Origin of the sequence: Streptomyces sp. NPDC058758, assembly GCF_042746075.1 — a bacterium.
Taxonomy (GTDB): Bacteria; Actinomycetota; Actinomycetes; order Streptomycetales; family Streptomycetaceae; genus Streptomyces.
In genome coordinates, this window is sequence record NZ_JBHYPS010000001.1 from 122,445 (window position 1) to 147,618 (window position 25,174).

The 25,174-nt window shown below is 73.6% G+C and carries 20 protein-coding genes; 6 read left to right on the plus strand and 14 right to left on the minus strand.

Annotation, left to right across the window (positions count from 1 at the left end):
* Window positions 1-253: 253 nt before the first annotated feature.
* The 6 genes from whiA to ACFW6A_RS00600 all read right to left on the minus strand — a co-directional run bounded on the left by whiA (window position 254) and on the right by ACFW6A_RS00600 (window position 7,147).
* The gene (whiA, locus tag ACFW6A_RS00575; protein ID WP_031002759.1) at window positions 254-1,243 is read right to left on the minus strand and encodes a DNA-binding protein WhiA; all 990 of its coding nucleotides are present in this window, start codon (window positions 1,241-1,243) and stop codon (window positions 254-256) included.
* Window positions 1,234-2,274, minus strand: coding sequence for a uridine diphosphate-N-acetylglucosamine-binding protein YvcK (gene yvcK, locus ACFW6A_RS00580; RefSeq protein ID WP_351842331.1), 1,041 nt, complete (start codon window positions 2,272-2,274; stop codon window positions 1,234-1,236). Before yvcK ends, whiA begins: the two co-directional genes overlap by 10 nt.
* On the minus strand, window positions 2,271-3,251 hold the full coding sequence (gene rapZ / locus ACFW6A_RS00585) for an RNase adapter RapZ (RefSeq protein WP_319011115.1): 981 nt from the start codon (window positions 3,249-3,251) through the stop codon (window positions 2,271-2,273). The genes yvcK and rapZ overlap by 4 nt, the downstream gene beginning before the upstream one ends.
* Window positions 3,248-5,230, minus strand: a complete 1,983-nt coding sequence (gene uvrC / locus ACFW6A_RS00590) for an excinuclease ABC subunit UvrC (protein ID WP_386637995.1) — start codon at window positions 5,228-5,230, stop codon at window positions 3,248-3,250. Before uvrC ends, rapZ begins: the two co-directional genes overlap by 4 nt.
* 463 nt (window positions 5,231-5,693) lie before the next feature.
* A complete protein-coding gene (locus ACFW6A_RS00595; RefSeq protein WP_386637998.1) occupies window positions 5,694-6,530 on the minus strand; it encodes a hypothetical protein in 837 nt (278 codons plus the stop codon).
* A gap of 2 nt (window positions 6,531-6,532) precedes the next feature.
* On the minus strand, window positions 6,533-7,147 hold the full coding sequence (locus ACFW6A_RS00600) for a papain-like cysteine protease family protein (RefSeq protein ID WP_351857281.1): 615 nt from the start codon (window positions 7,145-7,147) through the stop codon (window positions 6,533-6,535).
* A gap of 300 nt (window positions 7,148-7,447) precedes the next feature.
* Between ACFW6A_RS00600 and ACFW6A_RS00605 the strand changes: the two genes are divergently transcribed.
* Window positions 7,448-8,377: a hypothetical protein gene (locus tag ACFW6A_RS00605; protein ID WP_351857284.1), complete on the plus strand. Its 930-nt coding sequence runs from the start codon at window positions 7,448-7,450 to the stop codon at window positions 8,375-8,377.
* Window positions 8,378-8,407: 30 nt separating this feature from the next.
* Here the strand turns inward: ACFW6A_RS00605 and ACFW6A_RS00610 are convergent, their stop codons facing one another.
* Both ACFW6A_RS00610 and uvrA read right to left on the minus strand, forming a co-directional pair.
* Window positions 8,408-8,845 carry a Rieske (2Fe-2S) protein gene (locus ACFW6A_RS00610; RefSeq protein ID WP_351857286.1) on the minus strand — a complete coding sequence of 146 codons (438 nt, stop codon included), beginning with the start codon at window positions 8,843-8,845 and terminating at the stop codon, window positions 8,408-8,410.
* A gap of 211 nt (window positions 8,846-9,056) precedes the next feature.
* Complete coding sequence (gene uvrA, locus ACFW6A_RS00615) at window positions 9,057-12,110, minus strand: excinuclease ABC subunit UvrA (protein WP_386638001.1); 3,054 nt, start codon at window positions 12,108-12,110, stop codon at window positions 9,057-9,059.
* Between the two features lie 195 nt (window positions 12,111-12,305).
* On the opposite strand from uvrA, the gene ACFW6A_RS00620 reads away from it, so the two are divergent.
* From ACFW6A_RS00620 to ACFW6A_RS00630, 3 genes are all read left to right on the plus strand, one after another.
* Window positions 12,306-12,995 (plus strand): maleylpyruvate isomerase family mycothiol-dependent enzyme, encoded by a 690-nt coding sequence (locus tag ACFW6A_RS00620; RefSeq protein WP_351851317.1) that lies wholly within the window; start codon window positions 12,306-12,308, stop codon window positions 12,993-12,995.
* A gap of 47 nt (window positions 12,996-13,042) precedes the next feature.
* On the plus strand, window positions 13,043-13,699 hold the full coding sequence (locus ACFW6A_RS00625) for an MBL fold metallo-hydrolase (RefSeq protein WP_351851314.1): 657 nt from the start codon (window positions 13,043-13,045) through the stop codon (window positions 13,697-13,699).
* A gap of 140 nt (window positions 13,700-13,839) precedes the next feature.
* Complete coding sequence (locus tag ACFW6A_RS00630) at window positions 13,840-15,129, plus strand: MFS transporter (protein WP_351851325.1); 1,290 nt, start codon at window positions 13,840-13,842, stop codon at window positions 15,127-15,129.
* 79 nt (window positions 15,130-15,208) lie between these two features.
* Here the strand turns inward: ACFW6A_RS00630 and ACFW6A_RS00635 are convergent, their stop codons facing one another.
* From ACFW6A_RS00635 to ACFW6A_RS00655, 5 genes are all read right to left on the minus strand, one after another.
* Window positions 15,209-16,225 (minus strand): TerC family protein, encoded by a 1,017-nt coding sequence (locus tag ACFW6A_RS00635; RefSeq protein WP_351851312.1) that lies wholly within the window; start codon window positions 16,223-16,225, stop codon window positions 15,209-15,211.
* Between the two features lie 232 nt (window positions 16,226-16,457).
* On the minus strand, window positions 16,458-18,392 hold the full coding sequence (locus ACFW6A_RS00640) for a TerD family protein (protein ID WP_386638005.1): 1,935 nt from the start codon (window positions 18,390-18,392) through the stop codon (window positions 16,458-16,460).
* 119 nt (window positions 18,393-18,511) lie between these two features.
* The gene (locus ACFW6A_RS00645) at window positions 18,512-19,090 is read right to left on the minus strand and encodes a TerD family protein (RefSeq protein ID WP_043219333.1); all 579 of its coding nucleotides are present in this window, start codon (window positions 19,088-19,090) and stop codon (window positions 18,512-18,514) included.
* A 108-nt stretch (window positions 19,091-19,198) separates the two neighbouring features.
* Window positions 19,199-21,346: an excinuclease ABC subunit UvrB gene (gene uvrB / locus ACFW6A_RS00650; protein WP_351851307.1), complete on the minus strand. Its 2,148-nt coding sequence runs from the start codon at window positions 21,344-21,346 to the stop codon at window positions 19,199-19,201.
* A 94-nt stretch (window positions 21,347-21,440) separates the two neighbouring features.
* Window positions 21,441-22,340, minus strand: a complete 900-nt coding sequence (locus ACFW6A_RS00655; protein WP_351851305.1) for an MHYT domain-containing protein — start codon at window positions 22,338-22,340, stop codon at window positions 21,441-21,443.
* A 292-nt stretch (window positions 22,341-22,632) separates the two neighbouring features.
* On the opposite strand from ACFW6A_RS00655, the gene ACFW6A_RS00660 reads away from it, so the two are divergent.
* Window positions 22,633-23,196, plus strand: coding sequence for a methylated-DNA--[protein]-cysteine S-methyltransferase (locus tag ACFW6A_RS00660; RefSeq protein WP_351851303.1), 564 nt, complete (start codon window positions 22,633-22,635; stop codon window positions 23,194-23,196).
* A 135-nt stretch (window positions 23,197-23,331) separates the two neighbouring features.
* Complete coding sequence (locus tag ACFW6A_RS00665; RefSeq protein ID WP_351851301.1) at window positions 23,332-24,633, plus strand: MFS transporter; 1,302 nt, start codon at window positions 23,332-23,334, stop codon at window positions 24,631-24,633.
* An 11-nt stretch (window positions 24,634-24,644) separates the two neighbouring features.
* Here ACFW6A_RS00665 and ACFW6A_RS00670 read toward each other — a convergent pair whose 3' ends face one another.
* Window positions 24,645-25,004, minus strand: coding sequence for a cupin domain-containing protein (locus ACFW6A_RS00670; protein ID WP_351851299.1), 360 nt, complete (start codon window positions 25,002-25,004; stop codon window positions 24,645-24,647).
* Between the last annotated feature and the right edge of the window lie 170 nt (window positions 25,005-25,174).

The following is a 25,174-nucleotide window of genomic DNA, read 5'->3' on the forward strand; positions in this document are numbered from 1 at the left end:
GGACTCCGGCGTCCGGAGAGCTGTCGATCACTCAGAAACGTTTCACCACAACGGAGTTCAGGATTCCCGGCACCGGAAGGGGCTCTTGGTGCGGGTGGGGTGCCGGTGCGGGAACGGCTTCCGGTGCGGGAGGAGCCCCGGGTACGGCAGCGGCCTCGGGCACGGCAGCGGCCCCCGGTACGGGAACGGCCTCCGGTACGGCAGCGGCCCCCGTCCCCGGAGGGGCGGGGGCCGCGCGGGCCGGGGGCCGGGCTCAGCCGACCAGGCTCTCGTCCAGCTCCTCCGTCAGGTTCGACTCGGTGCCGGGGATGCCCAGGTCCTGCGCCCGCTTGTCGGCCATGGCGAGCAGCCGGCGGATCCGGCCGGCCACCGCGTCCTTGGTGAGCGGCGGGTCGGCGAGCGCGCCCAGCTCCTCCAGGGAGGCCTGCTTGTGCTCCATGCGCAGCCGGCCGGCCGCCGCGAGGTGCTCGGGCACCTCGTCCGCCAGGATCTCCAGGGCGCGCTGCACCCGGGCTCCGGCGGCGACGGCCGCGCGGGCCGAGCGGCGCAGGTTGGCGTCGTCGAAGTTGGCCAGCCGGTTGGCGGTGGCCCGGACCTCGCGGCGCATCCGCCGCTCCTCCCAGGCCAGCACCGACTCGTGCGCGCCGAGCCGGGTGAGCAGGGCGCCGATGGCGTCGCCGTCGCGGACCACGACCCGGTCCACCCCGCGGACCTCGCGGGCCTTGGCCGCGATGGAGAGCCGGCGGGCGGCGCCGACCAGGGCGAGCGCGGCCTCCGGGCCGGGGCAGGTGACCTCCAGGGAGGAGGAGCGGCCGGGCTCGGTCAGCGAGCCGTGGGCGAGGAAGGCGCCCCGCCAGGCCGCCTCGGCGTCACAGGTGGCGCCGGAGACCACCTGCGGCGGGAGGCCCCGGATGGGGCGGCCCCGGCCGTCGACCAGGCCCGTCTGGCGGGCCAGCTGGTCGCCGCCCGCAACCACGCGCACCACGAAGCGGGAGCCGCGCCGCAGCCCGCCGGGGGCCATCACGATCAGCTCCGAGCTGTGCCCGAAGATCTCCAGGATGTCCCGCTTCAGCCGCCGGGCCGCCATCGCCGTGTCGAGTTCCGCCTCGATCACGATGCGCCCGCTCACCAGGTGCAGACCGCCCGCGAACCGCAGGATCGACGAGACCTCCGACTTCCTGCAGCAGGTCCGGGTGACGGGGAGCCGGGAGATCTCGTCCTTCACCGCTGCCGTCATCGCCATGGGCCGATCCTTCCATGCATCCGAAAAATACGGTCGTACGCGGCGGCCAGGCGCTCCGGGTCGTGCTTCGGAGAGCCGTCGGCACGGGCCACCGGCGCCAGCTCCAGCGCGGCGCCGAGCCGCTTGGCGGCGTCGACGAGGGGTTCCCTGGCTGACACGTCGGGCACGGCGGCCTCGTCGGCCAGCACCACGTCCAGGGCGAGTTTAGGGGCGTGTCGTCCCAAAACCTCCAAATGACGCTGCGGTGAGAAGCCCTCTGTTTCTCCGGGCTGGGGCGCGAGGTTCAGCGAGAGCACCTTGCGGGCCTTGGTCTCGATCAGCGCGTCGAGCAGTTCGGGCACGAGCAGGTGCGGGATCACCGAGGAGAACCAGGAGCCCGGGCCGAGGACGACCCAGTCCGCGTCCAGGACCGCGGCGACGGCCTCCGGCACGGCCGGCGGGTCGTGCGGCACCAGGTGCACGGACTGCACCTCGCCCGGGGTGAGGGCGACGGTGGCCTGCCCGCACACGGTGTCCACGTCGTCCGGGCGCTCCGGGTCGTGCCCTCTGACCAGGGCCTGGAGCTCCAGCGGCACGGCGGACATGGGCAGCACCCGGCCCTGGGCTCCGAGCAGCCGGCCGACCAGGTCGAGGGCCTGCACGGGGTCGCCGCCCAGCTGCTCCCAGAGGGCGACGATCAGCAGGTTGCCGACGGCGTGGCCGCCCATCTCGCCCTTGGACTGGAAACGGTGCTGGATGACCCGGGCCCAGGTCTGGCCCCAGTCGTCGTCGCCGCAGAGCGCGGCGAGCGCCTTGCGCAGGTCGCCCGGGGGCAGCACGCCCAGCTCCTCGCGGAGCCGGCCGCTGGATCCCCCGTCGTCGGCGACGGTGACGACGGCCGTGAGGTCGCCGGTGATGCGCCGCAGGGCGGCGAGGGAGGCGGAGAGGCCCATGCCGCCGCCGAGGGCGACGACCTTCGGCTGGGCGCCGCGCCTGCGGAGCGTCCGCCGCACCGACAGGGTGGAGGAGGAGCGCCGACGGTACGGCTTCACTCGCGCCCCATGTCGCGGTGGACGACCACCGTCTCCACGCCTTCGGCGGCGATGCGGGCGGCGAGCTTCTCGGCGGTGGCGACGGAGCGGTGCTTGCCGCCGGTGCAGCCGACGGCGATGGTGACGTACCGCTTGCCCTCGCGGCGGTAGCCGGCGGCGATCAGCTGGAGCAGCTCGGTGTAGCGGTCCAGGAACTCCTTGGCGCCGGGCTGGTTGTAGACGTAGTTCGCCACCTCCTCGTTGAGGCCGGTGTACGGGCGCAGCTCGGGGACCCAGTGCGGGTTGGGCAGGAAGCGCATGTCGACGACGAGGTCGGCGTCGACCGGGAGGCCGTACTTGAAGCCGAAGGACATGACGGTGGCCCGCAGCTCGGGCTCCTCCTCGCCGGCGAACTGGGCGTCCATCTTGGCGCGCAGTTCGTGGACGTTGAGGCTGGAGGTGTCGATGACCAGGTCGGCGTCGCCGCGCAGCTCGCGCAGCAGGTCGCGCTCGGCGGCGATGCCGTCGACGATGCGGCCGTCGCCCTGGAGCGGGTGGGGGCGGCGGACCGACTCGAAGCGGCGGACCAGGGCCTCGTCGGAGGACTCCAGGAAGACGATCCGGCGGGTGACCTGCTTGGCGTCGAGGTCGGCGAGGGACTCGCGCAGGGCGTCGAAGAACTGGCGGCCGCGGACGTCGACGACGACCGCGATGCGGGCGACGTTGCCCTGGGAGCGGGCGCCGAGCTCCACCATGGTGGGGATCAGCGCGGGCGGCAGGTTGTCGACGACGAACCAGCCCAGGTCCTCCAGACACTTCGCCGCGGTGGAACGGCCGGCTCCGGACATGCCGGAGATGATCACCAGCTCGGGGATGGCCGCCTCGGCGCCGTTGTCGCCCGCGGTCTCCTTCGTGCCCGTACTCACGTGTCCTGCTCCGTCTTCTCGGTGGTGCCCGTCGTGCGTGTGGTGCCCGTCGCCGGGGTGGCGGTCGGTCATGCGGTGGTGCCCCCGTCGTCTTCCATGATCTCTCCTGTGGCCGTGTTCACGGCGGGTGCGGCGGGGGTCGCCCGGGCCAGGGCCACGGCGACCGCCTCCGCGGTCTTCCGGCCGAAGCCGGGGACCTCACAGATCTGCTCGATTGTCGCCTGCTTCAGCCGCTTCACCGAGCCGAAGTGCTTGATCAAGGCCTGCTTGCGCGTGTCGCCGAGGCCGGGGACGGCGTCCAGCGGGCTGCTCCGGAGCCGTTTGGTCCGCTTGGAGCGCTGGTAGCGGATGGCGAAATCGTGAGCCGTGTCACGGACCCGCTGGAGGAGGTAGAGGCCCTCGCTGGAGCGGGGCAGCACGACCGGGTCGTCCTCGCCGGGCAGCCAGACCTCCTCCAGGCGCTTGGCGAGGCCGCAGACGGCGACGTCGTCGATGCCGAGCTCGTCCAGGGCGCGGCGGGCGGCGGCGACCTGCGGCTGCCCGCCGTCGACGACGACGAGCTGCGGCGGGTAGGCGAAGCGCTTGGGGCGGCCGTCGTCGCCGGCCTCGTCGACGGCGACCTCGCCGTCCTCGCCCCACTCCCCCGTCTTCTCCTTCTCCGCGAGGTAGCGCCGGAAGCGGCGGCCGATCACCTCGTGCATGGAGCGGACGTCGTCCTGGCCCTCGAAGGACTTGATCTGGAAGCGGCGGTACTCGCTCTTGCGGGGCAGGCCGTCCTCGAAGACGACCATGGAGGCGACGACGTCCTCGCCCTGGAGGTGGGAGATGTCGAAGCACTCGATGCGCAGCGGCGCCGACCCCAGGTCCAGGGCCTCGGCGATCTCCTCCAGGGCCCGGGAGCGGGTGGTGAGGTCGCTGGCGCGCCTGGTCTTGTGCAGCACCAGGGCCTGCTGGGCGTTGCGCGCGACGGTCGCCATCAGGTCCTTCTTGTCGCCGCGCTGCGGGATCCGCAGGGAGACCTGGGAGCCTCGGCGGCCGGAGAGCCACTCGGTGACGGCCGCGGCGTCGTCCGGCAGGGCCGGGACCAGGACCTCCTTGGGGACGGCGTCGCCGCTCTCCTCGCCGTACAGCTGCTGGAGGGCGTGCTCGACGAGCCCGGCGGTGTCGACGGCCTCGACCTTGTCGGTGACCCAGCCGCGCTGGCCGCGGACGCGCCCGCCGCGGACGTGGAAGATCTGGACGGCGGCCTCCAGCTCGTCCTCGGCGAGGGCGACGAGATCGGCGTCGGTGGCGTCGGCGAGGACGACGGCGCTCTTCTCCATGGCCCGGCGCAGCGCCTCCGCGTCGTCGCGGAGCCGGGCGGCCCTCTCGTACTCCATCTCCTCGGCCGCCGCCGCCATCTCCTTCTCCAGGCGGCGGATGTACGTGCCGGTGCGGCCGGCCATGAAGTCGCAGAAGTCGTCGGCCAGTTCGCGGTGCTCCTGCGGGGTGACCCGGCCGACGCAGGGGGCCGAGCACTTGCCGATGTAACCGAGCAGGCAGGGCCGGCCGACGGAGGCGGCGTTCCGGAAGACGCCCGCCGAGCAGGTGCGGACCGGGAAGACCCGCAGCATCAGGTCGACGGTCTCGCGGATCGCCCACGCGTGCGCGTACGGCCCGAAGTACCGCACGCCCTTCTTCTTGTGCCCGCGCATGACCTGGACGCGCGGGAACTCCTCGTTCAGCGTGACCGCGAGGTAGGGGTAGCTCTTGTCGTCCCGGTACTTCACGTTGAACCGGGGGTCGTACTCCTTGATCCAGGAGTACTCCAGCTGGAGCGCCTCGACCTCGGTCGAGACGACCGTCCACTCCACGGAGGCGGCCGTGGTCACCATGGTGGCGGTCCGCGGGTGCAGGCTCGCGAGCGGCTGGAAGTAGTTCGCCAGCCGCTGCCTGAGCGACTTCGCCTTCCCGACGTAGATCACCCGCCGGTGCTCGTCCCGGAACTTGTAGACGCCCGGCGTGTCGGGGATCTGCCCCGGCGCGGGGCGGTAGGTGGTGGGGTCGGCCATGCGCCCACCCTACTGGCGCCGGCCGACACCGAGGGCGGGCGCGCGGACCCCCGGGGGACGGGCCCCGGCGGGCCCGCCGGGGCGGGGGAAGCGGAGTCCGTACGGCGGACGGGGCGGCCGCCGCCGGAGCCGTACGGGGGCGGCGCGCACCGGTGGCGGGGGTCCGCGCGCTGAGGGCCGGGGCGGGGCGCGCCGGTGGTGGGGGGCGGGGCGCGCCGGGGGTGGGAGACGGGAGCGCGGGCGGCTTGCGGTCGGTGGCCGGGGCGTCGTGCGCCGGTGGCCGGGGCGGGTCGCGCCGGCGGCCGGGGCGGGGCGTGGGCGGGGTGCGCCGGGGGCCCGGGCGCCTCGTGGGCGGTCCGGGCCGTGCGGTGCTGCCGGCGTGGCCTCGTGGGCCGGGGCGCGGGCGGGGAGGGGGCGACGGGGCGCGGCCGGGCGCGGCCTGCCCCGTCGCGGCGGCCCGGGGTCAGGACTCCCGGGCGCGGCGGGCGGCCGCGCGGCGGCGGAGGGCGGCGGCGCCTATGAGGGCGAGGGCGGCCACGGCACCGAAGGCGGCGACCGTGGAGGCGGCGGTGGCCGCGGCGGGCTGGTGACGGGGGGCCTCGGCGGCCCGGGGCGCCGGCTGCTCCGCGGCGCGGGCCCCCGGGGCCGGGGCCGCCCCGGGTGCGTAGCCGCCGGCCGCGCCCTTGCGGGCGTACGCGGAGCCGGGGAGCTTGTCGGCGTACGCGCGCGTGACGCGGTCGCGGTAGGCGGCGAGGGTGGTCCCGTTCCTGCCGACGGCCGTCACGGCGTCCTCGTCCAGCGGCAGCACCTTCGCGCCCTTCTGGACGTACCAGGCGTCGATCTGCGGTTCGCGGAAGACGAGGCCCCCGGGGAGTTTCCGGGCCCCTTCGCGCGCGTACCGGAACTCGTCGTCCCCGGTGGCGATGTTCACCACCTGCCAGCCGGCGGGGCTCCGCACCGTCCACAGGGACGCCTTCTGCCCGTCGGCGGCGACGGCGAGGCTGGCCCGGAACTCCTCGCGGGCCACGGGCGCGCCCGCCGTTCCGGCGACGAAGTCCGCGGAGAGGACCCGCACCGGGACGGACGCGCCGGATATCCGGGGCGCCGCGGCGGTGCGGGCGAGCGCCCCGTCGCGGGCGAAGAAGCGGCCGAGGGTGGCCAGCGTCTCCGGCGCGGCGGCGGCCTGCTCCGCGGTCGGCGCGGTCGGCAGCGGCTCGCCGGCCGACGCGGCGGCGGGGGTCGCCGCGCCGAGGGCGAGGAGCGCGGCGGCGGCTCCGGTCACGAGTGCCGTGGTGGTCATGGTCACGCCCCGATCCGGTAGAGCGAGTGGGTCCAGGAGAAGGATCCGTTGTTGACGTACCACGCGTGGGAGGCCCAGTTGTAGCGATTGCTGGAAGGCCACGGGTCGCCCCAGTAGACCCAGCTGTTCGCGTCGTCGTAGCCGTACACCACGTGCATGTGGCCGCCGCCGCTCGACCACTGGATGCGGGTCTCGACGGGCCGGTTCGCGTTGATCTCGGTCTGGACGGTGGAGTAGCGCAGCCAGCCGTCGACGTACGAGCCGGGGCTGACGCCCGCCCAGGCGAGGCCGGTCTGGACGTTGCCGAGGGTGGCCTGCCAGTTGGGGCAGTCGTAGCCCTGCTGGCGCTGGAAGGCGGCGTTGCAGAACTGGTTCTGGCTGTAGCCGCGGCCGAACCAGGTGGCGATGGTGTTCCCGGCGGCCGCCCAGCACCAGTTGGTCTTCTGCTGGGCCTGCATGGTGATGTCCAGGCGCTTGGCGGCGAGGACGGCGGCGGGCGCCGGCGCCGTGTCGGTGGCCGGCGCGGCGGACGCCGAGGCCGCGGTGGGGACGAGGAGCAGCGCGGCGGCGGCGAACGCCACGAGGCCCCTCCTCCCGTTCTGGAGTCGTCTGCGCATGGGGTTTCCTCCCAGTGCGGGGGTTGGGGATGCGTGGGGGTGGCGTCCGGACACCGCTTGGAGCATCGGTCGTTGTCGGGAGCGGGTCAACACGCTTCAATGCGGGGTGACATCGGGCTGTGAACGGTGTGGCGCGGGTGTGAACGCGCGGCCGCCGTCCACCTGCCCGCCCGCCGTCCGGGCCCCGGCGGCCCGCGTTCCGGGCGTGAACGTTCACCGCGCGCGCCCGGGAAGCCCGGAAGCCCCGGACCCCGCAGACGCAGAAGACGCCCGAGACACCGAGGACACCGAGGAGCCCGTGTGAGCCACACCGAGGCCGATCTGGTGCAGCTGCTGCACACCGGCCCCTTCCACCTGGCGCTGCGCACCGCGCTGGCCGTGCGCGGGCTGCCGCTCCAGCGGGTCCAGCACCATCTCGCCCACCGGGGCGTCAAGGTCGGGGTGACCTCGCTGAGCTACTGGCAGCAGGGCGCCCGGCGGCCGCAGCGGCCGGAGTCGCTGAAGGCGGTCCGTGCGCTGGAGGAGGTGCTCCAGCTGCCGGGGAACTCGCTGCTGCGGCTGCTCGCGGAGGACGCGGCGGCCCGGGAGGGGGTGGAGCGGCCGGCGGCCCGCTCGTACCGCTCGCTGGTGGAGGCCTCGGGCGCGGTGGAGGAGCTGTTCGCGGAGCTGGAGTCGCCGGCGGACGGCGGGCTGCACACGGTGGGCCACCACGAGCGGGTGCGGATCGGGCCGGGCCGGGAGCTGGTGGGGCGCGAGTCGCAGCACGTGGTGCGCGCGCACCGGGACGGGGTCGACCGCTACCTCGCCATCCACCACGGCGACCCGGGCTGCGACCCGGCGCGGGTGCGGGTGCGGGCGGTGGAGAACTGCCGCACGGGGCGGGTGCGGGGGGACGCGGAGACGGGGGTGGTCGTCGCCGAGCTGCTCTTCGACGCGCGGCTGCGGGCCGGGGACACCCATCTGTTCTCGTACGGCTTCGAGGACGGGACGGCCGGGCCGAGCGGCGAGTACCTGCGGGGCTTCAGCTTCGCGGGCGGGCAGTACGTGCTCCAGGTCGCCTTCGACGAGGCGGCGCTGCCCGTGCGGTGCCGGCGCTTCGCCCAGGCGTCGGCGGGGGCGCCGCGCGGCGGCCGGACGGAGCTGACGCTCGGCGGCCGGCACCGCACGGTGCACCTGGTGGAGCAGGGGGTGCGTCCCGGGATCCTGGGGATCGACTGGGACTGGGAGTGAGCCGGGCGGGCCGGCTCACGGGCCTGCCGTTCAGGCGGAGGGCGCGGTCTTCGGTCCGGCGACCAGCTTGCCGTCCTCCACGCGGACCTCGACCGGGGGGAGCGGGACGGTGGCGGGGCCCTTGAGGGCCTTGCCGGTGGTGACGTCGAAGCGGCTGCCGTGGCAGGGGCAGTTGCCCTCGTTGTCCTCGATCTTGTCGAGGACGCAGCCCGCGTGGGTGCACTGGGCGCTGAAGGCCTTGTACTCGCCCTTGGCGGGGCAGCTGACCAGCACCCGCTGCTCGCGGAAGAGCTTCGCGCCGCCGACCGGGACCTCGTCGGGCGAGCCGAGGGCGACCGGCGCGGTCGGCGTCGGCACCTGGGCGTGGCCCAGCTTGGAGTCGGTGGAGCAGGCGGCGACTCCCAGCCCGGCGGCACCGGCGAGCGCGGCACCCTTCAGGACGGTGCGGCGGGTGGACTGGCCGGACATGATCGCTCTCCACGGGGGCGGGGGACGTTGGTCTGCCCCGACGATACCCGCGCCGTTTCGTGCGGTTTCGACCGACCCCGAACCCGCACGCCCCGCGCGGGCGCAGCCCGCGCCACCGCAGGCGCGCCCCGCGCAGGGGCGAGCGCGGCCCACGCCGACGCAGGCGCGCCCGCCGGGCTGTCCGGGCTTCCCGGACAGCCCGGCGGCGGCGTCACGCCTTGCGGGTGCGGGCCGTCGCCTTCTTGGCCGGCGCCGCCTTCGCCGAGGTGGCGGCACCCGACTTCTTCGCGGCCTTCGAGGGCGCCGCCTCGGCGGCCTTGGCGGCCGTCTTCCGGGCCGGGGCCTTCTTGGCCGCCGTCTTCTTCGCCGCCGCCCTCTTCGCCGTCCCGCGCGGCGCGGGCGCCCCCGCGTCGCTGACGCGGTCGGCGCCGAGGATCTCGCGGAGGAACTTGCCGGTGTGGCTGGCCGGTTCCGAGGCGACCTCCTCCGGGGTGCCCTCGGCGACGACCACGCCGCCGCCGCTGCCGCCCTCGGGCCCCATGTCGATGATCCAGTCGGCGGTCTTGATGACGTCGAGGTTGTGCTCGATGACGATCACCGAGTTGCCCTTGTCCACCAGACCGGACAGCACCTTGATCAGCTTCGAGATGTCCTCGAAGTGCAGACCGGTGGTCGGCTCGTCCAGGACGTAGACCGTGCGGCCGGTCGACCGCTTCTGGAGCTCGGACGCGAGCTTGACGCGCTGCGCCTCGCCGCCGGAGAGCGTCGGGGCCGACTGCCCGAGGCGCACGTAGCCGAGTCCGACCTCGTTGAGCGTCCGCAGGTGGCGGGCGATCGTGGGGACGGCCTCGAAGAAGCCGAGGGCCTCCTCGATCGGCATGTCCAGGACCTCGGCGATGGACTTGCCCTTGTAGTGGACCTCCAGGGTCTCCCGGTTGTACCGGGCCCCGTGGCAGACCTCGCACGGCACGTACACGTCCGGGAGGAAGTTCATCTCGATCTTGATCGTGCCGTCGCCGGAGCAGTTCTCGCAGCGGCCGCCCTTGACGTTGAAGGAGAAGCGGCCGGGGAGGTAGCCCCGCACCTTCGCCTCCATCGTCTCCGCGAAGAGCTTGCGGACGTGGTCGAAGACGCCGGTGTACGTCGCCGGGTTCGAGCGCGGGGTGCGGCCGATCGGCGACTGGTCGACGTGCACGACCTTGTCGACGAGGTCGTCGCCCTCCACGCGCGTGTGGCGCCCGGGCACCGTCTTGGCGCCGTTCAGCTCGCGCGCCAGGTGCGTGTAGAGGATGTCGTTGACCAGCGTCGACTTTCCGGAGCCCGAGACGCCGGTGACGGCGGTGAGGACGCCCAGCGGGAAGGAGACGTCGATGTCCCGCAGGTTGTTCTCGCGGGCGCCGTGGACGGTGAGCAGCCGGTCCGGGTCGAGGGGGCGGCGGGCGTCCGGCGTGGGGATCGCCCGGCGGCCGGAGAGGTACTGCCCGGTCATCGACTCCTCGTTGGCGAGGAGCTCCTTCAAGGTGCCGGAGTGGACGACCTTGCCGCCGTGCTCGCCGGCGCCGGGGCCGATGTCGACGACCCAGTCGGCGACCTTGATGGTGTCCTCGTCGTGCTCGACGACGATGAGGGTGTTGCCCATGTCGCGGAGCCGGACGAGGGTCTCGATCAGCCGGTGGTTGTCGCGCTGGTGGAGGCCGATGGACGGCTCGTCGAGCACGTAGAGCACGCCGACCAGGCCGGAGCCGATCTGGGTGGCGAGCCGGATGCGCTGGGCCTCGCCGCCGGAGAGGGTGCCGGCCGCGCGGTTGAGCGAGAGGTAGTCGAGGCCGACGTCGACGAGGAAGCGCAGCCGCTCGTTGACCTCCTTGAGGACCCGCTCGGCGATCTTCTTGTCGCGGGCGTTGAGGGTGAGCCGGCCCAGGAACTCGGCGCAGTCGCTGATGGACATCGCGGAGACCTCGGCGATGGACTTCTCCATCACGGTGACCGCGAGCACGATCGGCTTGAGCCGGGTGCCGTGGCAGGTGGGGCAGGGCACCTCGCGCATGTAGCCCTCGAAGCGCTCCCGGCTGGAGTCGCTCTCGGCCTCGCCGTGCCGCCGCTTCACGAAGGAGACGGCGCCCTCGAAGGCGGGGCTGGTCCAGGCGCGCTCGCGGCCGTACCTGTTCCGGTAGCGGACCTCGATCTGGGTCTTGTGGCCGTGCATGAGGGCCTTCTTGGCCCGCTGCGGGAGGCCCGCGTAGGGGATGTCGGTGCGGAAGCCGAGGGCCTGGGAGAGCCCGTCGATCATCCGGCCGAAGTACTCCTTGGTGTGGCCGTGGGACCACGGGTGGATGGCGCCCTCGTCGAGGGACTTGTCCTCGTCGGGGACGACCAGCTCGGGGTCGACCTCCATGCGGGTGCCGATGCCGGTGCAGTCGGGGCAGGCGCCGAAGGGCGAGTTGAAGGAGAAGGAGCGGGGCTCCAGCTCCTCGAAGGAGAGGTCGTCGTACGGGCAGTAGAGGTGCTCCGAGTACATCTTCTCGCGCTCGGGGTCGTCCTCCGGGAGGTCGACGAAGTCGAGCACGACCATGCCGCCGGAGAGCCCGAGGGCGGTCTCGACGGAGTCGGTGAGGCGGCGCTTGGCGCCCTCCTTCACGGTGAGGCGGTCGACGACCACCTCGATGGTGTGCTTCTCCTGCTTCTTGAGCGTCGGCGGCTCGCTGAGCTGGATCGTCGCCCCGTCGACCCGGGCGCGGCTGTAGCCCTTGGTCTGGAGGTCGGCGAAGAGGTCGACGAACTCGCCCTTGCGCTCGCGCACCAGCGGGGAGAGCACCTGGAAGCGGCTGCCCTCGGGGAGCTCCAGGACCTTGTCGACGATGGCCTGCGGCGACTGGCGGGAGATCGGCCGGCGGCACTCGGGACAGTGCGGCTTGCCGATGCGGGCGAAGAGGAGGCGGAGGTAGTCGTAGACCTCCGTGATGGTGCCGACCGTGGAGCGCGGGTTGCGCGAGGTCGACTTCTGGTCGATGGAGACGGCGGGCGAGAGACCCTCGATGAAGTCCACGTCCGGCTTGTCCATCTGACCGAGGAACTGCCGTGCGTACGAGGAGAGCGACTCGACGTACCGGCGCTGCCCCTCGGCGAAGATCGTGTCGAACGCGAGGGAGGACTTGCCCGATCCCGAGAGCCCGGTGAAGACGATGAGGGAGTCACGGGGGAGGTCGAGCGAGACGTTCTTGAGGTTGTGCTCGCGCGCGCCACGGACGATGAGACGGTCGGCCACGCCGGTCCGCACCTTTCTTGAGAGAGCGGATGGAGAGCGGATGTGCCTGAACACCCGACAAGCACTCAACGCCCAAGGATGCCGGATGCTTCCTCGGTGCAGGTGCCTCCATCGAGCCTATAGCACGTACATTCGATTTCCGGCGATCGCTCGCCTGCTTCACCCGAACGAGTGGTCGGCGCTAGGGTCGGCGCCATGATCGACCACGAGCGCGACCTCGCCTCCCTGCACGAAGCGACCGAGCGGCTGCTGACCGACGCCGCCTCCTGGGACAACGCCTCCGTCGCCGAGCCGTCACGGCTTCCCGGCTGGACGCGCGGCCACGTCCTCGCCCACCTGGCCCGGAACGCCGACGCCCTGGTGAACGTCTTCGAGGGCCGTCCCATGTACGCGAGCGCCGAGACCCGCGACGCGGACATCGAGCGCGACGCCTCCCGCCCCCTCGACGTCCAGCTCGCCGACGTCCGCGCGACCGCCGAGCGCTTCAGGGCGGCCACCGCCGCCCCCGGCGACTGGAGCCGCACCGTCGAGCTGCGCAACGGCGTCACCGACAGCGCCTCCCGGGTCCCCTTCCGCCGCTGGGTGGAGGTGGCCCTGCACCACGTGGACCTCGGCTGCGGCTACGAGCTGGAGGACCTCCCCGAGGAGTTCGTCGGCCGGGAGATCGACTTCCTCGCGGAGCGGTTCGCCGGGCACCCGGACGTCCCCTCCACCGGGCTGCGCGCCGACGACGGCCGGACGTGGACCACCGGTGGCGGCGCCGAGGGCGGCCCGGTGGCCGTCTCCGGACCCGCGCCCGAGCTGCTCGGCTGGCTGGCCGGCCGCCGCGACGGCTCCGCCCTGAAGACCGAGGGCGGCCCGCTCCCCCAGCTCCCGCCGCTGTAGACGGCCTTGCCGGGACCGCCGTCGGCGGGCGGGGCTAGTCTGAGGCCATGACGTACAGCGGAGCGGTGAGGGTGGGCGGTCCGGCCGACGTCCACGAGCTGAAGGACCTGATGATCTCCAAGGTCGCGGTCGGCCCGATGGACAACAACGCGTACCTGCTGCGCTGCCGGGCCACCGGACGGCAGCTGCTCGTCGACGCGGCCGCCGACGCGGAGACCCTGCTCACGCTGATCGGTGACGACGGCATCGCCGCCGTCGTCACCACCCACCGGCACGCCGACCACTGGCAGGCCCTGGCCCAGGTGGTGGCCGCCACCGGCGCCACCACGTACGCGGGCGCGTACGACGCGGAGGGCATCCCGGTCGCCACCGACGTCCTCGTGGAGGACGGCGACACGATCCGGGTGGGCGAGGTCGAGCTCACCGCCCGGCACCTCGTCGGCCACACCCCCGGCTCGATCGCGCTGGTCTACGACGACCCGCACGGCCACCCCCACCTCCTCACCGGCGACTGCCTCTTCCCCGGCGGCGTCGGCAACACCCGGCAGGACCCGGAGGCCTTCGCGAGCCTCCTGCACGACGTCGAGACCAAGCTCTTCGCCGTCCTGCCGGACGAGACCTGGGTCTACCCCGGCCACGGCAAGGACACCACGCTCGGTGACGAGCGCCCCCACCTCCCGGAGTGGCGCGCGCGCGGCTGGTGAGCCGTCCGGCACCGAAGCGCCCCCGGTGACGCCGGGGGCGCTCCCGCACGCCCCCGTAACCCGGACGGCGGCCGGGTAGTTGGCGCCACATGCACCCCAGTCACCCTCCGTCGCCGCCGGCGGCCCGGCCGGCGCCCTCGATGCCCCGGCTCGCCGCCGCCTCGCTCGTCGGCACGGCCGTCGAGTTCTTCGACTTCTTCGTCTACGGCACCGCCGCCGCCCTCGTCCTCGGGCCGCTCTTCTTCCCGACCTTCTCCCCGCTCGCCGGGACGCTCGCCGCCTTTGGCACCTTCGCCGTCGGCTTCCTCTCCCGCCCCATGGGCTCCGTCCTCTTCGGGCACGTCGGGGACCGGCACGGACGCCGGCCGGTGCTCTTCGCCTCCCTGCTGCTCACCGGCTGCGCCACCGTCGCCGTCGGCTGCGTCCCCACGTACGAGTCGATCGGCGTCGCCGCTCCCCTGCTGCTGCTCCTGCTGCGCTTCCTCCAGGGACTCGGGCTGGGCGGCGAGTGGGGCGGGGCCGTCCTGCTGACCGCCGAGCACGCCCCGCCGCACCGGCGGGCGCTGTGGGCGAGCTTCCCGCAGATCGGCCCGGCGGTCGGCTTCCTCCTCGCGAACGGCGTGATGCTGGCGCTCACCGCCGGGCTGAGCGACGCCGACTTCCGGTCCTGGGGCTGGCGAGTGCCGTTCTGGGCGGCGGGTCTGCTCGCCGCGGCCGGTCTGCTGCTGCGCTCCTCGCTCGCGGAGACCCCGCAGTTCGAGGAGCTGTCCGCGTCCGGACGGCGGGCGGGGGCGCCGCTCGCCGAGGTGGCGCGCGACCACTGGCGGCTGGTGCTGCTGACCGCCGGGGCCCTGGCGGTGGGGTACGCGATCTTCTACACGGTCTCCACCTGGGCGCTGGCCTACGGCACCGAGCGGCTCGGGGTGAGCAGCACGGTGATGCTGGTCTGCGTGATGGCGGCGGTGGCCGTGAAGGGCGCGGTGACGCCCTTCCTGGCCCTGCTGGGCGACCGGTGGGGGCGCAGGCCGCTCTGTCTGGCGGGGTGCGCGGGGGCCGCGGTGTGGATGTTCCCGATGGTGGCGCTGCTGCACACGGGGCAGCCGTTGCTGATGTTCCTGGGGTTCCTGGGCGCGCTGCTGGCCTTCATCACCATGTTCGCGGTGGTCGCGGCGTACCTCCCGGAGCTGTACGAGCCCCGGGTCCGCTGCACCGGCGCGGCGGTGGGCTACAACCTGGCGGGGGTCCTCGGCGGGGCGCTGACGCCCCTCGTGGCCACGGCCCTGTCGGAGGGCGGCGGCTCGGGGCCGCCGTGGGGCGTGGCGGCCTATCTGACCGTGGTGGCGCTGGTGAGCCTCGGCTGCTTCGCCCTGCTCCCGGAGACGCTGCCGGAGCGCCGCGCCGAGGAGGTCGCGGAGGGCGCGCCCGCCTGACGGCGGCGTACGGAGACGGCGACGGCCGGCCCGGGCGGGATGCCCGGGCCGGCCGTCGCCGTCGTGTCGGAGGAGGGGATCAGGCCTCGACGCCGGGCTTGTCCGCGCCGTGCTCCGCCGCGTCCTTCTCGGCGGCCTCGGCTGCGGCCTTCTCGGACTGCTTCTTCGAGGCGATCAGGCTGGTGATCGTGGTGATGACCAGGACCGCGCAGATGAACGCCAGCGAGAACGGGATGGAGATCTCGGGGACGTGGAGCCCGGACTCGTGCAGGGCGTGCAGCACCAGCTTGACGCCGATGAAGCCGAGGATCACCGACAGGCCGTAGCTGAGGTGGACCAGCTTCTTGAGCAGGCCGCCGATCAGGAAGTACAGCTGGCGCAGGCCCATGAGGGCGAAGGCGTTGGCGGTGAAGACGATGTACGGGTCCTGGGTCAGGCCGAAGATCGCCGGGATGGAGTCGAGGGCGAAGAGGATGTCGGTGGTGCCGATGGCGAGCATGACGACCATCAGCGGGGTCATCACCCGCTTGCCGTTGACCCGGACGAAGAGCTTGGTGCCGTGGTAGCGGTCGGCCACCCCGAAGCGCTTCTCGATCGACTTGAGGAGGCGGTTCTCCTCGTAGTCGTCCTCCTCGTCACCGGCGCGCGCCTCCTGGATGAGCTTCCAGGCGGTGTAGATCAGGAACGCGCCGAAGATGTAGAAGACCCAGGAGAAGTTCGCGATGATCGCGGCGCCCGCGGCGATGAAGATCGCGCGGAGGACCAGGGCGATCAGCACGCCCACCATCAGCACCCGCTGCTGGAGGTGCGAGGGGACCGCGAACTTCGCCATGATCAGGACGAAGACGAAGAGGTTGTCGACGCTGAGGGACTTCTCCGTGATGTAACCGGCGAAGAACTCTCCGGACGCCTGACTGTCGCCCCAGATGAGCAGGCCGAGCCCGAAGAGCACGGCGAGGACGATCCAGACGATCGTCCAGATTCCGGCTTCCTTGATCGACACGTCATGGGGCTTGCGCCCGATGAAGAAGTCGACCGCGATCAGGGCACACAGACCGAGAATGGTCAGCACCCACATGGTCATCGAAACGTCCACTGCGCCTCCGGCTTCGTACGGCTACTGATCAGCGTCGTCGCTGCCGGAGGTCTCTTCCACCCGGGGCGTGCGGACACGACCGCCGGGCCGACGCCCCGGGACCGGATGTCCTTGATCCGTCCGTATTGACGGGTACGCCGCGCATGGGGAGTACTCCCCTCCGCTGGAAAGAGAGTACCCGAAGGACCAAGAGAAGGTAAAGAGAAGGGTAAAGGAGGCCCAAAAGGCCAGGTCAGCCGAGGTTTCGCCGACGCGCCTCCGCGACCTGCCCGAGGACCTGCCAGAGCACCGCGCTGCCCGGCGGGACCGTCGGCGGCTCGTACGTCCAGGCGTGGCCGACCCAGGGGTCGGCGAGATGGTCGTCGGGCACGGGGGTGAGCCGGAGCAGCGAGCGCCACAGCGGGTCGAGCACGGGGCCGTACGCGGCGGCGTCCGCCCGGTCCGCGACCATCAGCAGGTGGACGCCGACGGAGGGGCCCTCGTCGGCGAGGTAGCGCAGCCGGGTGACGGCCCGGTCGTCGAAGCCGTGCGGGAAGTCGTGGACGACGAGCAGCTGGCGCGCCGGGTCGAAGCCGGGCGGCAGGTCCTCGGAGGCGTCGCCGCGCACCGCCATCTGGAGCAGGTCCACCCGCTCGGTGAGCTGCGCCAGGACGGCGGTGACCCCCGCCGCTGCCCGGGCCGGCGGGGCCGCCAGGACGCCGGTCTCGACGAGCGGCGCGAAGGCGGCGGCCCCGCCGCCGGCCGGGTCGAGCACGTGGACGGTGAGGGCGCCGGCGGGGTGGGCGGCGAGCAGCCGGGCGGTGTGGGCGACGGCGCTGTCCAGGGCGAGGCGGCGCAGCTCGGTCTCGTCGAGCAGTCCGGCGGCCGAGGTCCGGCCGGGCCCCGAGTCCACCCACAGCCCGCGCTCCAGCGGCAGGCGGACGAGGAAGGGGATCCTGAGGTCGCTCCGCTCCGGGAGGTGGAGGTCGCCGAGGCGGACCGCCATCGGGGGCTCCTCGGGGATCCGGTAGGCGTGCCAGGCGGGGTTGTCCCAGCGGGCGTAGGCGACGGGGAGGGCCGGTTCGACGACCTCGGACTCGGCGGCGAGCTGCGCGAGGTCCCGGTCGAGGACCTCCTGGGCCCGGCCCATCAGCTCCTCGTGCGTGGCCCGGGCGGCGGCCCGGGCGGCCTCGCCGGCGCCTCCGACGCGGGTGCCCGGGTCGGCGAGGATCTGGTCGACGGCGCGGTCGAGGCGGTGGTCGGCGAAGTCGCGGGCGCTGCGGTAGGCGGCGACGGTCCGGGCCAGGTCCTCGAACATGCCCCAGACCTGGTTGTAGAGCCGCTCGTCCATGGTCCAGCCGGTGGCATCCCCGGCGACGGGCGCCGGGCGGGACTCCTGCGGCCCGGCGGGCGGCCCGGCCGGCGGAGGCGGTACGGCTCCGGTCCCAGTCCCGGTCCCGGCTCCGGCTCCGGCTCCGGTGGGGCCCTGCCCGGGCGCGGGCGCGGAGGGCCGCGCGGCGGGGGCGGGGCGCCGGCCCGGGTGGGAGTAGCTGATGGTGGTGGTCGACGAGGCGGAGTCGGCCGGGGCGGTCTCGGCCGGGGCGGTCTCGGCGACCAGCGGCGGCGGTGCCGGGGCGCCGGCGGGGGCGGCCGCGTCGAGGACGGCGGCGGCGAGGTCCGCGGCGGCCGGGGCGCCCTGGTCGGCGAGGAGGGCGGCGAGCCCGCCCTCGTACCCCTGCCCGACCGCGCGGACCTTCCAGGCGCCCTGACGGCGGTAGAGCTCCAGGGCGACGACGGCGGACTCCCGGTCGAGACCGGTGATCGTGTACGTGGCGACGGCCGCGCCCGCCGGGTCGGCGACGGCCACGAAGGGGGCGGCGGCGGTGCCGAAGCGGGCCGGGCCGCCCGCGCCGGGCAGCAGGGCGAGCAGCAGGGAGAGCCGGTGCACGGCCTCCGGGACGGCCGCGAGGTCCACGGCGATCCGGTGCTCGGCCGCGACCGCGCCGGACACCTCGACGCCGGGGCGTACGGGCGCACCGGGGTGGGCGATCCACTCGGCGCCGGCGACGCGGCCCCGTTCGTCGCCGAGGGTGGCCCCGGCGACGACCGGGTGTCCGGCGGAGACCCGGAGTTCGAGTCGGGTGTCGGGCAGGGGGTGGTTCTGCCCCCGGACCAGCTCGGCCGTCATCTGGACTCTGTTTCCCCTCGGCGCTTCGATCGGTCATGCGGGACAGCTCCCGGCGGGCCGGTGCCCGTCGGGAGCTGCGGTGCGGCGGCGGGGCCGTGGAGCCGGTCCCGCGGGTCCGCCTACAGGTGCGGCAGGATCGCCGGCATCAGGTCCTGGAAGGTGCGGCCGTTGGCCGGGTTGCCCAGGGCGGTCATCTGCCAGCCGGAGCCGACCCGGTGCACCTTCGCCATGATCTGCGCGGTGTACTGGCCGCCGCCGTCCAGGGTGTAGCGCGCGAGCTCCTGGCCGTTCGTCTCGTCGACGATCCGGCAGAAGGCGTTCTGCACCTCCTGGAAGGTCTGCCCGGTGAAGGAGTTCACCGTGAAGACGATCTGGTCGATGTGGACGGGCACCCGCTGGAGGTCGACGAGGATGGCCTCGTCGTCGCCGCCCTGGCCCACGCCGCCCACCAGGTTGTCCCCGGTGTGGCGGACGGAGCCGTCGTCGCTGACCAGGTGACGGAAGAAGACCACGTCCACCGGCTGCTTCTCGGCGAAGAGCACCGCGGAGGCGTCCAGGTCGATCTCGCGGGTGCGCGAACCGAAGAGTCCTCGGCGCGGCGCCGCCTGCCATCCGAGCCCCATCCGCACCTGGGTGAGGCTGCCCCCGCCCTGCTTCTCCAGGCTGATGGCCTGCCCCTTGGTCATGTTGACCGTCACGCGCTGCCCCTCTCGTCGTTGTGGCAGCACCCTACGCAGGCCCACTGACAACGTGCCGGGTGCGGCCCGGTTTTGTGTCGGTCTTGCAACACACCGGGCCGCCCCGGGTCACGCCAGTCCCGCCTCCTTCATCTGGCGCAGCTCCTTCTTCAGCTCGGCGACCTCGTCCCGCAGCCTGGCGGCCACCTCGAACTGCAGCTCGGCGGCGGCGGCGCGCATGCGCTCGGTCATCTCCTCGATGACCGCGGCCAGTTCGGCGGCGGGCCGGTCGCCGAGCTCCAGCGTCGAGCCGCCCTTGGCCGCCGCCTTGGCGCCCTTGCCCGGCTTCGGTGCGTGCGCGGCGAGCGAGGGCACCGGCGACTTGGCACCCTTGCCGTCCTTGCCCTGGCGGTAGCCGGTGCCGAGCAGCTGCTCGGTGTCGATCTCCTCGCGCGCGATGGTGGCGACGATGTCGTTGATCTTCTTGCGGAGCGGCTGGGGGTCGATCCCGTGCTCCTTGTTGTAGGCGACCTGCTTCTCGCGGCGCCGGTTGGTCTCGTCGATGGCCTGGGCCATGGCGGGGGTGATGGTGTCGGCGTACATGTGGACCTGGCCGGAGACGTTGCGCGCGGCGCGGCCGATGGTCTGGATGAGGGAGGTCCCGGAGCGCAGGAAGCCCTGCTTGTCGGCGTCGAGGATGGCGACGAGGGAGACCTCGGGCAGGTCGAGGCCCTCGCGGAGCAGGTTGATGCCGACGAGGACGTCGTACTCGCCGGAGCGCAGTTCGCGCAGCAGCTCGATGCGGCGCAGGGTGTCGACGTCGCTGTGGAGGTAGCGGACCTGGATGCCGAGCTCCAGGAAGTAGTCGGTGAGGTCCTCGGCCATCTTCTTGGTGAGGGTGGTGACGAGGACGCGCTCGTCGCGCTCGGTGCGCAGCCGGATCTCGTGGACCAGGTCGTCGATCTGGCCCTCGGTGGGCTTGACGACGACCTCGGGGTCGACGAGGCCGGTGGGGCGGATGATCTGCTCGACGAAGCCGTCGCCGCGGGACAGCTCGTAGGTGCCGGGGGTGGCGGAGAGGTAGACGGTCTGGCCGATCCGCTCCTGGAACTCCTCCCACTTCAGCGGGCGGTTGTCGAGGGCGGAGGGGAGCCGGAAGCCGTGGTCGACGAGGGTCCGCTTGCGGGAGGCGTCGCCCTCGTACATGGCGCCGATCTGCGGCACGGTGACGTGCGACTCGTCGATGACGAGGAGGAAGTCCTCGGGGAAGTAGTCGAGGAGGGTGTGGGGCGGGGAGCCGGGCTCGCGGCCGTCGAAGTGCATCGAGTAGTTCTCGATGCCGGAGCAGGAGCCGATCTGGCGCATCATCTCGATGTCGTAGGTGGTGCGCATGCGGAGCCGCTGGGCCTCCAGCATCTTGCCCTGCTTCTCCAGCTCCTTCAGGCGCCCGTCGAGCTCGCGCTCGATGTCGTTGACGGCCCGCTCCATGCGCTCGGGGCCGGCGACGTAGTGGCTGGCCGGGAAGACGTACAGCTGCCGGTCCTCGCTGATGATCTCGCCGGTGAGCGGGTGGAGGGTGGAGAGCGCCTCGATCTCGTCGCCGAACATCTCGATGCGGACGGCGAGCTCCTCGTACACGGGGAAGATCTCGATGGTGTCGCCGCGGACGCGGAAGGTGCCGCGGGTGAAGGCGAGGTCGTTGCGCGTGTACTGGATGTCGACGAAGCGGCGGAGCAGCTGGTCGCGGTCGATCTCGTCGCCCACCTTGAGCGGGACCATGCGGTCCACGTACTCCTGCGGGGTGCCGAGGCCGTAGATGCAGGAGACGGAGGCGACCACGACCACGTCCCGGCGGGTGAGCAGGGAGTTGGTCGCGGAGTGGCGCAGCCGCTCGACCTCCTCGTTGATCGAGGAGTCCTTCTCGATGTAGGTGTCCGACTGGGGGACGTACGCCTCGGGCTGGTAGTAGTCGTAGTACGAGACGAAGTACTCGACGGCGTTGTTCGGCAGGAGCTCGCGGAACTCGTTCGCCAGCTGGGCGGCCAGGGTCTTGTTCGGCGCCATCACCAGGGTGGGGCGCTGGAGCTTCTCGATCATCCAGGCCGTGGTGGCCGACTTGCCGGTGCCGGTGGCGCCGAGCAGGACGACGTCCTTCTCGCCGGCGCGGATGCGCCGGTCCAGCTCGGCGATGGCCGTCGGCTGGTCGCCGCTCGGCTGGTAGGAGGAGACGACCTCGAAGGGCGCCACCGAACGTTCGATCTTGGAAACGGGCCGCATGCCACCACCGTACGACCCGCCACCGACAGTCGGGGTGCGATCGCCGCGCCACCGGGGCGCGGCGGGGGTCGTCGGCCGGCGCCGCCGGTCCGCGTCACCAGTCCTGGGAGCGGTGTCCGCCGCGCGGGACGGAGCGGCGGAAGCCGCGTCCGGCCGGCCGGGCGGTCCAGTTCGCGGGCTCGCCGTAGCTCGGGACGTGCCGGGGGGCGGGGACCCCGGGCCGGTACGGGGGGCGTGCCGGGGTCCGCCGCCAGTCGGGCTCGCCCATCACGAGCAGCGGGTCGAACATGACGACGACGGCGGCCAGGATGAGGAAGACGGCGGGGCCGATCAGCATGGGCAGCAGCAGCGACCCGGTGGTGGCGGCCGCGGCGCCCGCGGCGGGGGCGGCGTGCAGGTGGACGCTGACGGCCGCCATGGCGGTGTAGTGCATGCCGCTGACGGCGACGCCCATGACGAGGCTGGCCCCGAGGCTGGCGAGGAAGCCGTGGACCGAGACCGCCGCCCACAGGGCGGTGGTGGCGGCGACGACGGCGATGACCACGGAGAGGGCGACGGTGAGGGTGTCGTACTCGATGCGTCCCGGCAGGCGCATGCCGGCCATGCCGAGGTAGTGCATGGTGGCGACGCCGAGGCCGGTGATGGTGCCGCCGGTGACGAGGGTCAGCGCGGTGGCGCCCCGGTAGCCGACGATGAAGATGCCGACGCCGACCATGACGACGGCGACGCCGAGGCTGGCGAAGGTGATCGGGCGGTCGTAGTCGATCGGCGCCTGCTGGACCGAGAAGCCCATCATCGCGATGAAGTGCATGGTCCAGATGCCGGTGCCGATGGACGTGGAGCCGAGCGCGAGCCAGCCGGCCTTGAAGGACTCCCGGTGGCGCAGCGAGCGGGTCGTGCATCTCAGCCCCAGGGCGCCGCCGAGACAGGCCATGAGGAAGGCCGCCACCGGCGTGACGATCCCGTAGCTGAATCCGTCGACCGTGCCCTGCATGAGCGTGAGCCCTCCCACCCCTGGCGCATGACGTCCGAAAACAGTCGGTACCGCTGGGTAGTACTACCGGGGCGAGATTATGGCGCGCCGCGGGCCCCGCGGGCACCTGACCGGGGATTTTCCGGTCGCGAGACCGGAGCGAGACCGGTCCGTGACCTCGGGGGGGGCCGCACCGCCGGATCGCCGTCGAACGCCCGTTTTGGCCGGTGGGCGTCGGCGGGAAGGTGGCCGGAGGGCGGCGGTCGACCTCCGGCGGGGCCGGGCTGTCGGTGCCGGGCCGTACGGTGAGGGCATGGACGATGAGGACGGGCGCCGCGCGGCCGGGGGCGTGGCCGCCGAGTGGGCGGTCGTGGAGAGCGGCATCGGCCCGCTCTTCCTGGCGGCCACCGGGCGGGGGCTCGTGCGGGTCGGGTTCCACGCGGGCGGGGCGCGCGGCGAGCGGATGCCCGGGCTGCTCGCCGAGCAGCTGGGCGCCACGGTCGTCGCGTGCTCCACGGGGCTGCTCGCCGAGCCGGTGCGGCAGCTGGAGCGGTACTTCGCGGGCGCGCTGCGCGCGTTCGACCTGCCGCTGGACTGGTCGCTGACGACCGGCTTCAACCGCCAGGTGCTGCGGGAGCTGGCCGCCGGCGTGCCGTACGGCGCGGTGGTCGGGTACGGGGAGCTGGCGCGGCGCGTGGGGCAGCCGGGGGCCGCACAGGCGGTGGGAGCGGCGATGGGCGCCAATCCGCTGCCGGTGGTGGTGCCGTGCCACCGCGTGGTGGAGAGCGACGGCGGGCTCGGGGGCTTCGGCGGCGGCCTGGAGACGAAGCGGAGACTGCTGGCCCTGGAGGGCGTGTTGCCGGAACCGCTCTTCTGAGGCCCGCGGCGGTCCGCTGCGGGGGCGGGGCGTCGCGCCTGCGAGGGGCCGCGCCGCGAGGGCCGCGAGGCGGCCCACCTGGGGATTCCCGTTCCGGGCGTTCCCATAGGACCGGGTGGCTGGCACACTCCGGTAGTGACCGAAACGCCCGACGCCCCTGACACCGCCGCCTCCCGGGAGGCCGCCGTCCCGATCGCCCCCGCCGCCCTGCCGGAGCTGCGCCGGCGGGTCCAGGCCGTGCTCGTCGCCACCCAGATCCTCGGCGGCCTCGGGATCGCCACCGGCGTCGCGCTCGCCGCCGTCCTCGCCACCGAGGTCAGCGGCACGGACGCGCTGGCCGGGCTCGCCTCGACGGCGACGGTGGCCGGCCCCGCGCTGCTCGCCATGCCGCTGGCGGCGCTGATGGCGCGGCGGGGGCGGCGGGCCGGCCTGGTGCTGGCCTACCTGCTGGGCGCGCTCGGCGCCGGGGTCGCCGTGCTCGGCGCGGTCCTCGGCAGCTTCCCGGTGCTGCTGGCCGGTCTGGTGGGCTTCGGGGCCGGGTCCTCGGCCAACCTGGCGGCCCGGTTCGCCGCCGCCGACCTGGCGGCGCCGGACCGGCGGGCGCGCGCCATCTCGACGGTGGTGTGGGCGACCACGATCGGTGCCGTCCTCGGCCCGAACATCGCGGCTCCGGCCGGCCGGAGCGTCTCGGGCCTCGGCATACCCGTGGCGGCCGGACCGTTCCTGTGGGCCGCCGTGGTGTTCGTGGTGTCGGCGCTGGTGGTGGCGCTGCTGCTGCGGCCCGATCCGCTGCTGACGGCGCGGGCGCTGGCCGCCGCGGACGAGGGCGGGGCGGCGGACCGGCCCGAGAACCGGTCCCTGCGGGCCGGGCTGCGGGCGGTCCGCGCCTCGCCGCAGGCCCGGATCGCCCTGGTGACGGTGGCCGCCTCGCAGACGGTGATGGTGTCGATCATGTCGATGACGCCGGTGGCGCTCACCCACCACGGGGCGGGCATCGAGCTGATCGGGCTCGTCATCAGCGTGCACATCGCGGGCATGTACGCCTTCTCGCCGGTCATGGGCTGGCTCGCGGACCGGCTCGGGCGGCTCGCCGTGATCGGCCTCGCGGTCGGGCTCCTGGGGCTCGCGGCGCTGCTCGCGGGCACCTCGGGGGCGAGCCACCCCCAGGTCGCGGCCGGCCTGTTCGTCCTGGGGCTCGGCTGGTCGGCCGGCCTGGTGTCGGGCTCGGCGCTGCTGACGGACTCGGTGCCGCAGGCGGCGCGGGCGGCCGTGCAGGGCCTGTCGGACACGGTGATGAACGCGGCGGCGGGCATCGGCGGCCTGGTGGCCGGCGTGGTCGTCTCCCAGGCGGGCTACGGGCCGCTCAACGCCCTCGCGGCCTGTCTGCTGCTGCCGATGGCGGCCCTGGCCCTGCGGGGCGTGCTCCGCAGGGCCTGACCGTGCCCGGTTCAGGGCAGGGTGATGTGGTACGCCTTGCGCAGCGTCTCGTGGACGGTCCAGGTGGTCCGGTCGCCCTCGCGCAGGACGCAGGCGTCACCGGGCCCGACCTCCATCGTGGCGCCGCCCTCGACGGCGACGGTGGCGCGGCCGCTGACGACGACGAAGAGCTCGTTCGCCTCGGTGTCGGTCACGACGCCGGGGGTGATCTGCCAGATGCCCCGCAGCTGCTTGCCGTCGGCGGACTCCCACAGCACCTTGCCGGACACCTCGGGGGTGCCGGACACGATCTGGTCGGGGTCGAGCGGGTCGGCTTCCAGCTCGGCGTCGGGGATGTGGACGGCGAAGGAGGGGAGGTCGTGAGTCGTCATGGGCGGTGACTGTAGCCGGGCCCGCCGGTGGCACGTGACGCCGGGATCGCGGAACGAATCCCTCCGTTACCCGCCCTGACCAGGCACGTTACGGATCCGGCCGGAGGCGACGGATTCCGCACCGGGGCCTTGGCCACCGCTGCGGCGGGTTCCGCGCCGCTCGCCCCCGG

What these genes read in the sequence shown, in the direction of transcription:
- ACFW6A_RS00595 (WP_386637998.1), bottom strand. Translation starts at nt 6,530, where the DNA reads ATGACCACCACGGCACTCGTGACCGGAGCCGCCGCCGCGCTCCTCGCC.
- whiA (WP_031002759.1), bottom strand. Translation starts at nt 1,243, where the DNA reads ATGGCGATGACGGCAGCGGTGAAGGACGAGATCTCCCGGCTCCCCGTC.
- ACFW6A_RS00610 (WP_351857286.1), bottom strand. Translation starts at nt 8,845, where the DNA reads ATGTCCGGCCAGTCCACCCGCCGCACCGTCCTGAAGGGTGCCGCGCTC.
- ACFW6A_RS00640 (WP_386638005.1), bottom strand. Translation starts at nt 18,392, where the DNA reads ATGACGGCCGAGCTGGTCCGGGGGCAGAACCACCCCCTGCCCGACACC.
- ACFW6A_RS00655 (WP_351851305.1), bottom strand. Translation starts at nt 22,340, where the DNA reads ATGCAGGGCACGGTCGACGGATTCAGCTACGGGATCGTCACGCCGGTG.
- ACFW6A_RS00670 (WP_351851299.1), bottom strand. Translation starts at nt 25,004, where the DNA reads ATGACGACTCACGACCTCCCCTCCTTCGCCGTCCACATCCCCGACGCC.
- uvrB (WP_351851307.1), bottom strand. Translation starts at nt 21,346, where the DNA reads ATGCGGCCCGTTTCCAAGATCGAACGTTCGGTGGCGCCCTTCGAGGTC.
- rapZ (WP_319011115.1), bottom strand. Translation starts at nt 3,251, where the DNA reads ATGACCGACCGCCACCCCGGCGACGGGCACCACACGCACGACGGGCAC.
- ACFW6A_RS00660 (WP_351851303.1), top strand. Translation starts at nt 22,633, where the DNA reads ATGGACGATGAGGACGGGCGCCGCGCGGCCGGGGGCGTGGCCGCCGAG.
- uvrC (WP_386637995.1), bottom strand. Translation starts at nt 5,230, where the DNA reads ATGGCCGACCCCACCACCTACCGCCCCGCGCCGGGGCAGATCCCCGAC.
- ACFW6A_RS00600 (WP_351857281.1), bottom strand. Translation starts at nt 7,147, where the DNA reads ATGCGCAGACGACTCCAGAACGGGAGGAGGGGCCTCGTGGCGTTCGCC.
- ACFW6A_RS00630 (WP_351851325.1), top strand. Translation starts at nt 13,840, where the DNA reads ATGCCCCGGCTCGCCGCCGCCTCGCTCGTCGGCACGGCCGTCGAGTTC.
- ACFW6A_RS00625 (WP_351851314.1), top strand. Translation starts at nt 13,043, where the DNA reads ATGACGTACAGCGGAGCGGTGAGGGTGGGCGGTCCGGCCGACGTCCAC.
- ACFW6A_RS00620 (WP_351851317.1), top strand. Translation starts at nt 12,306, where the DNA reads ATGATCGACCACGAGCGCGACCTCGCCTCCCTGCACGAAGCGACCGAG.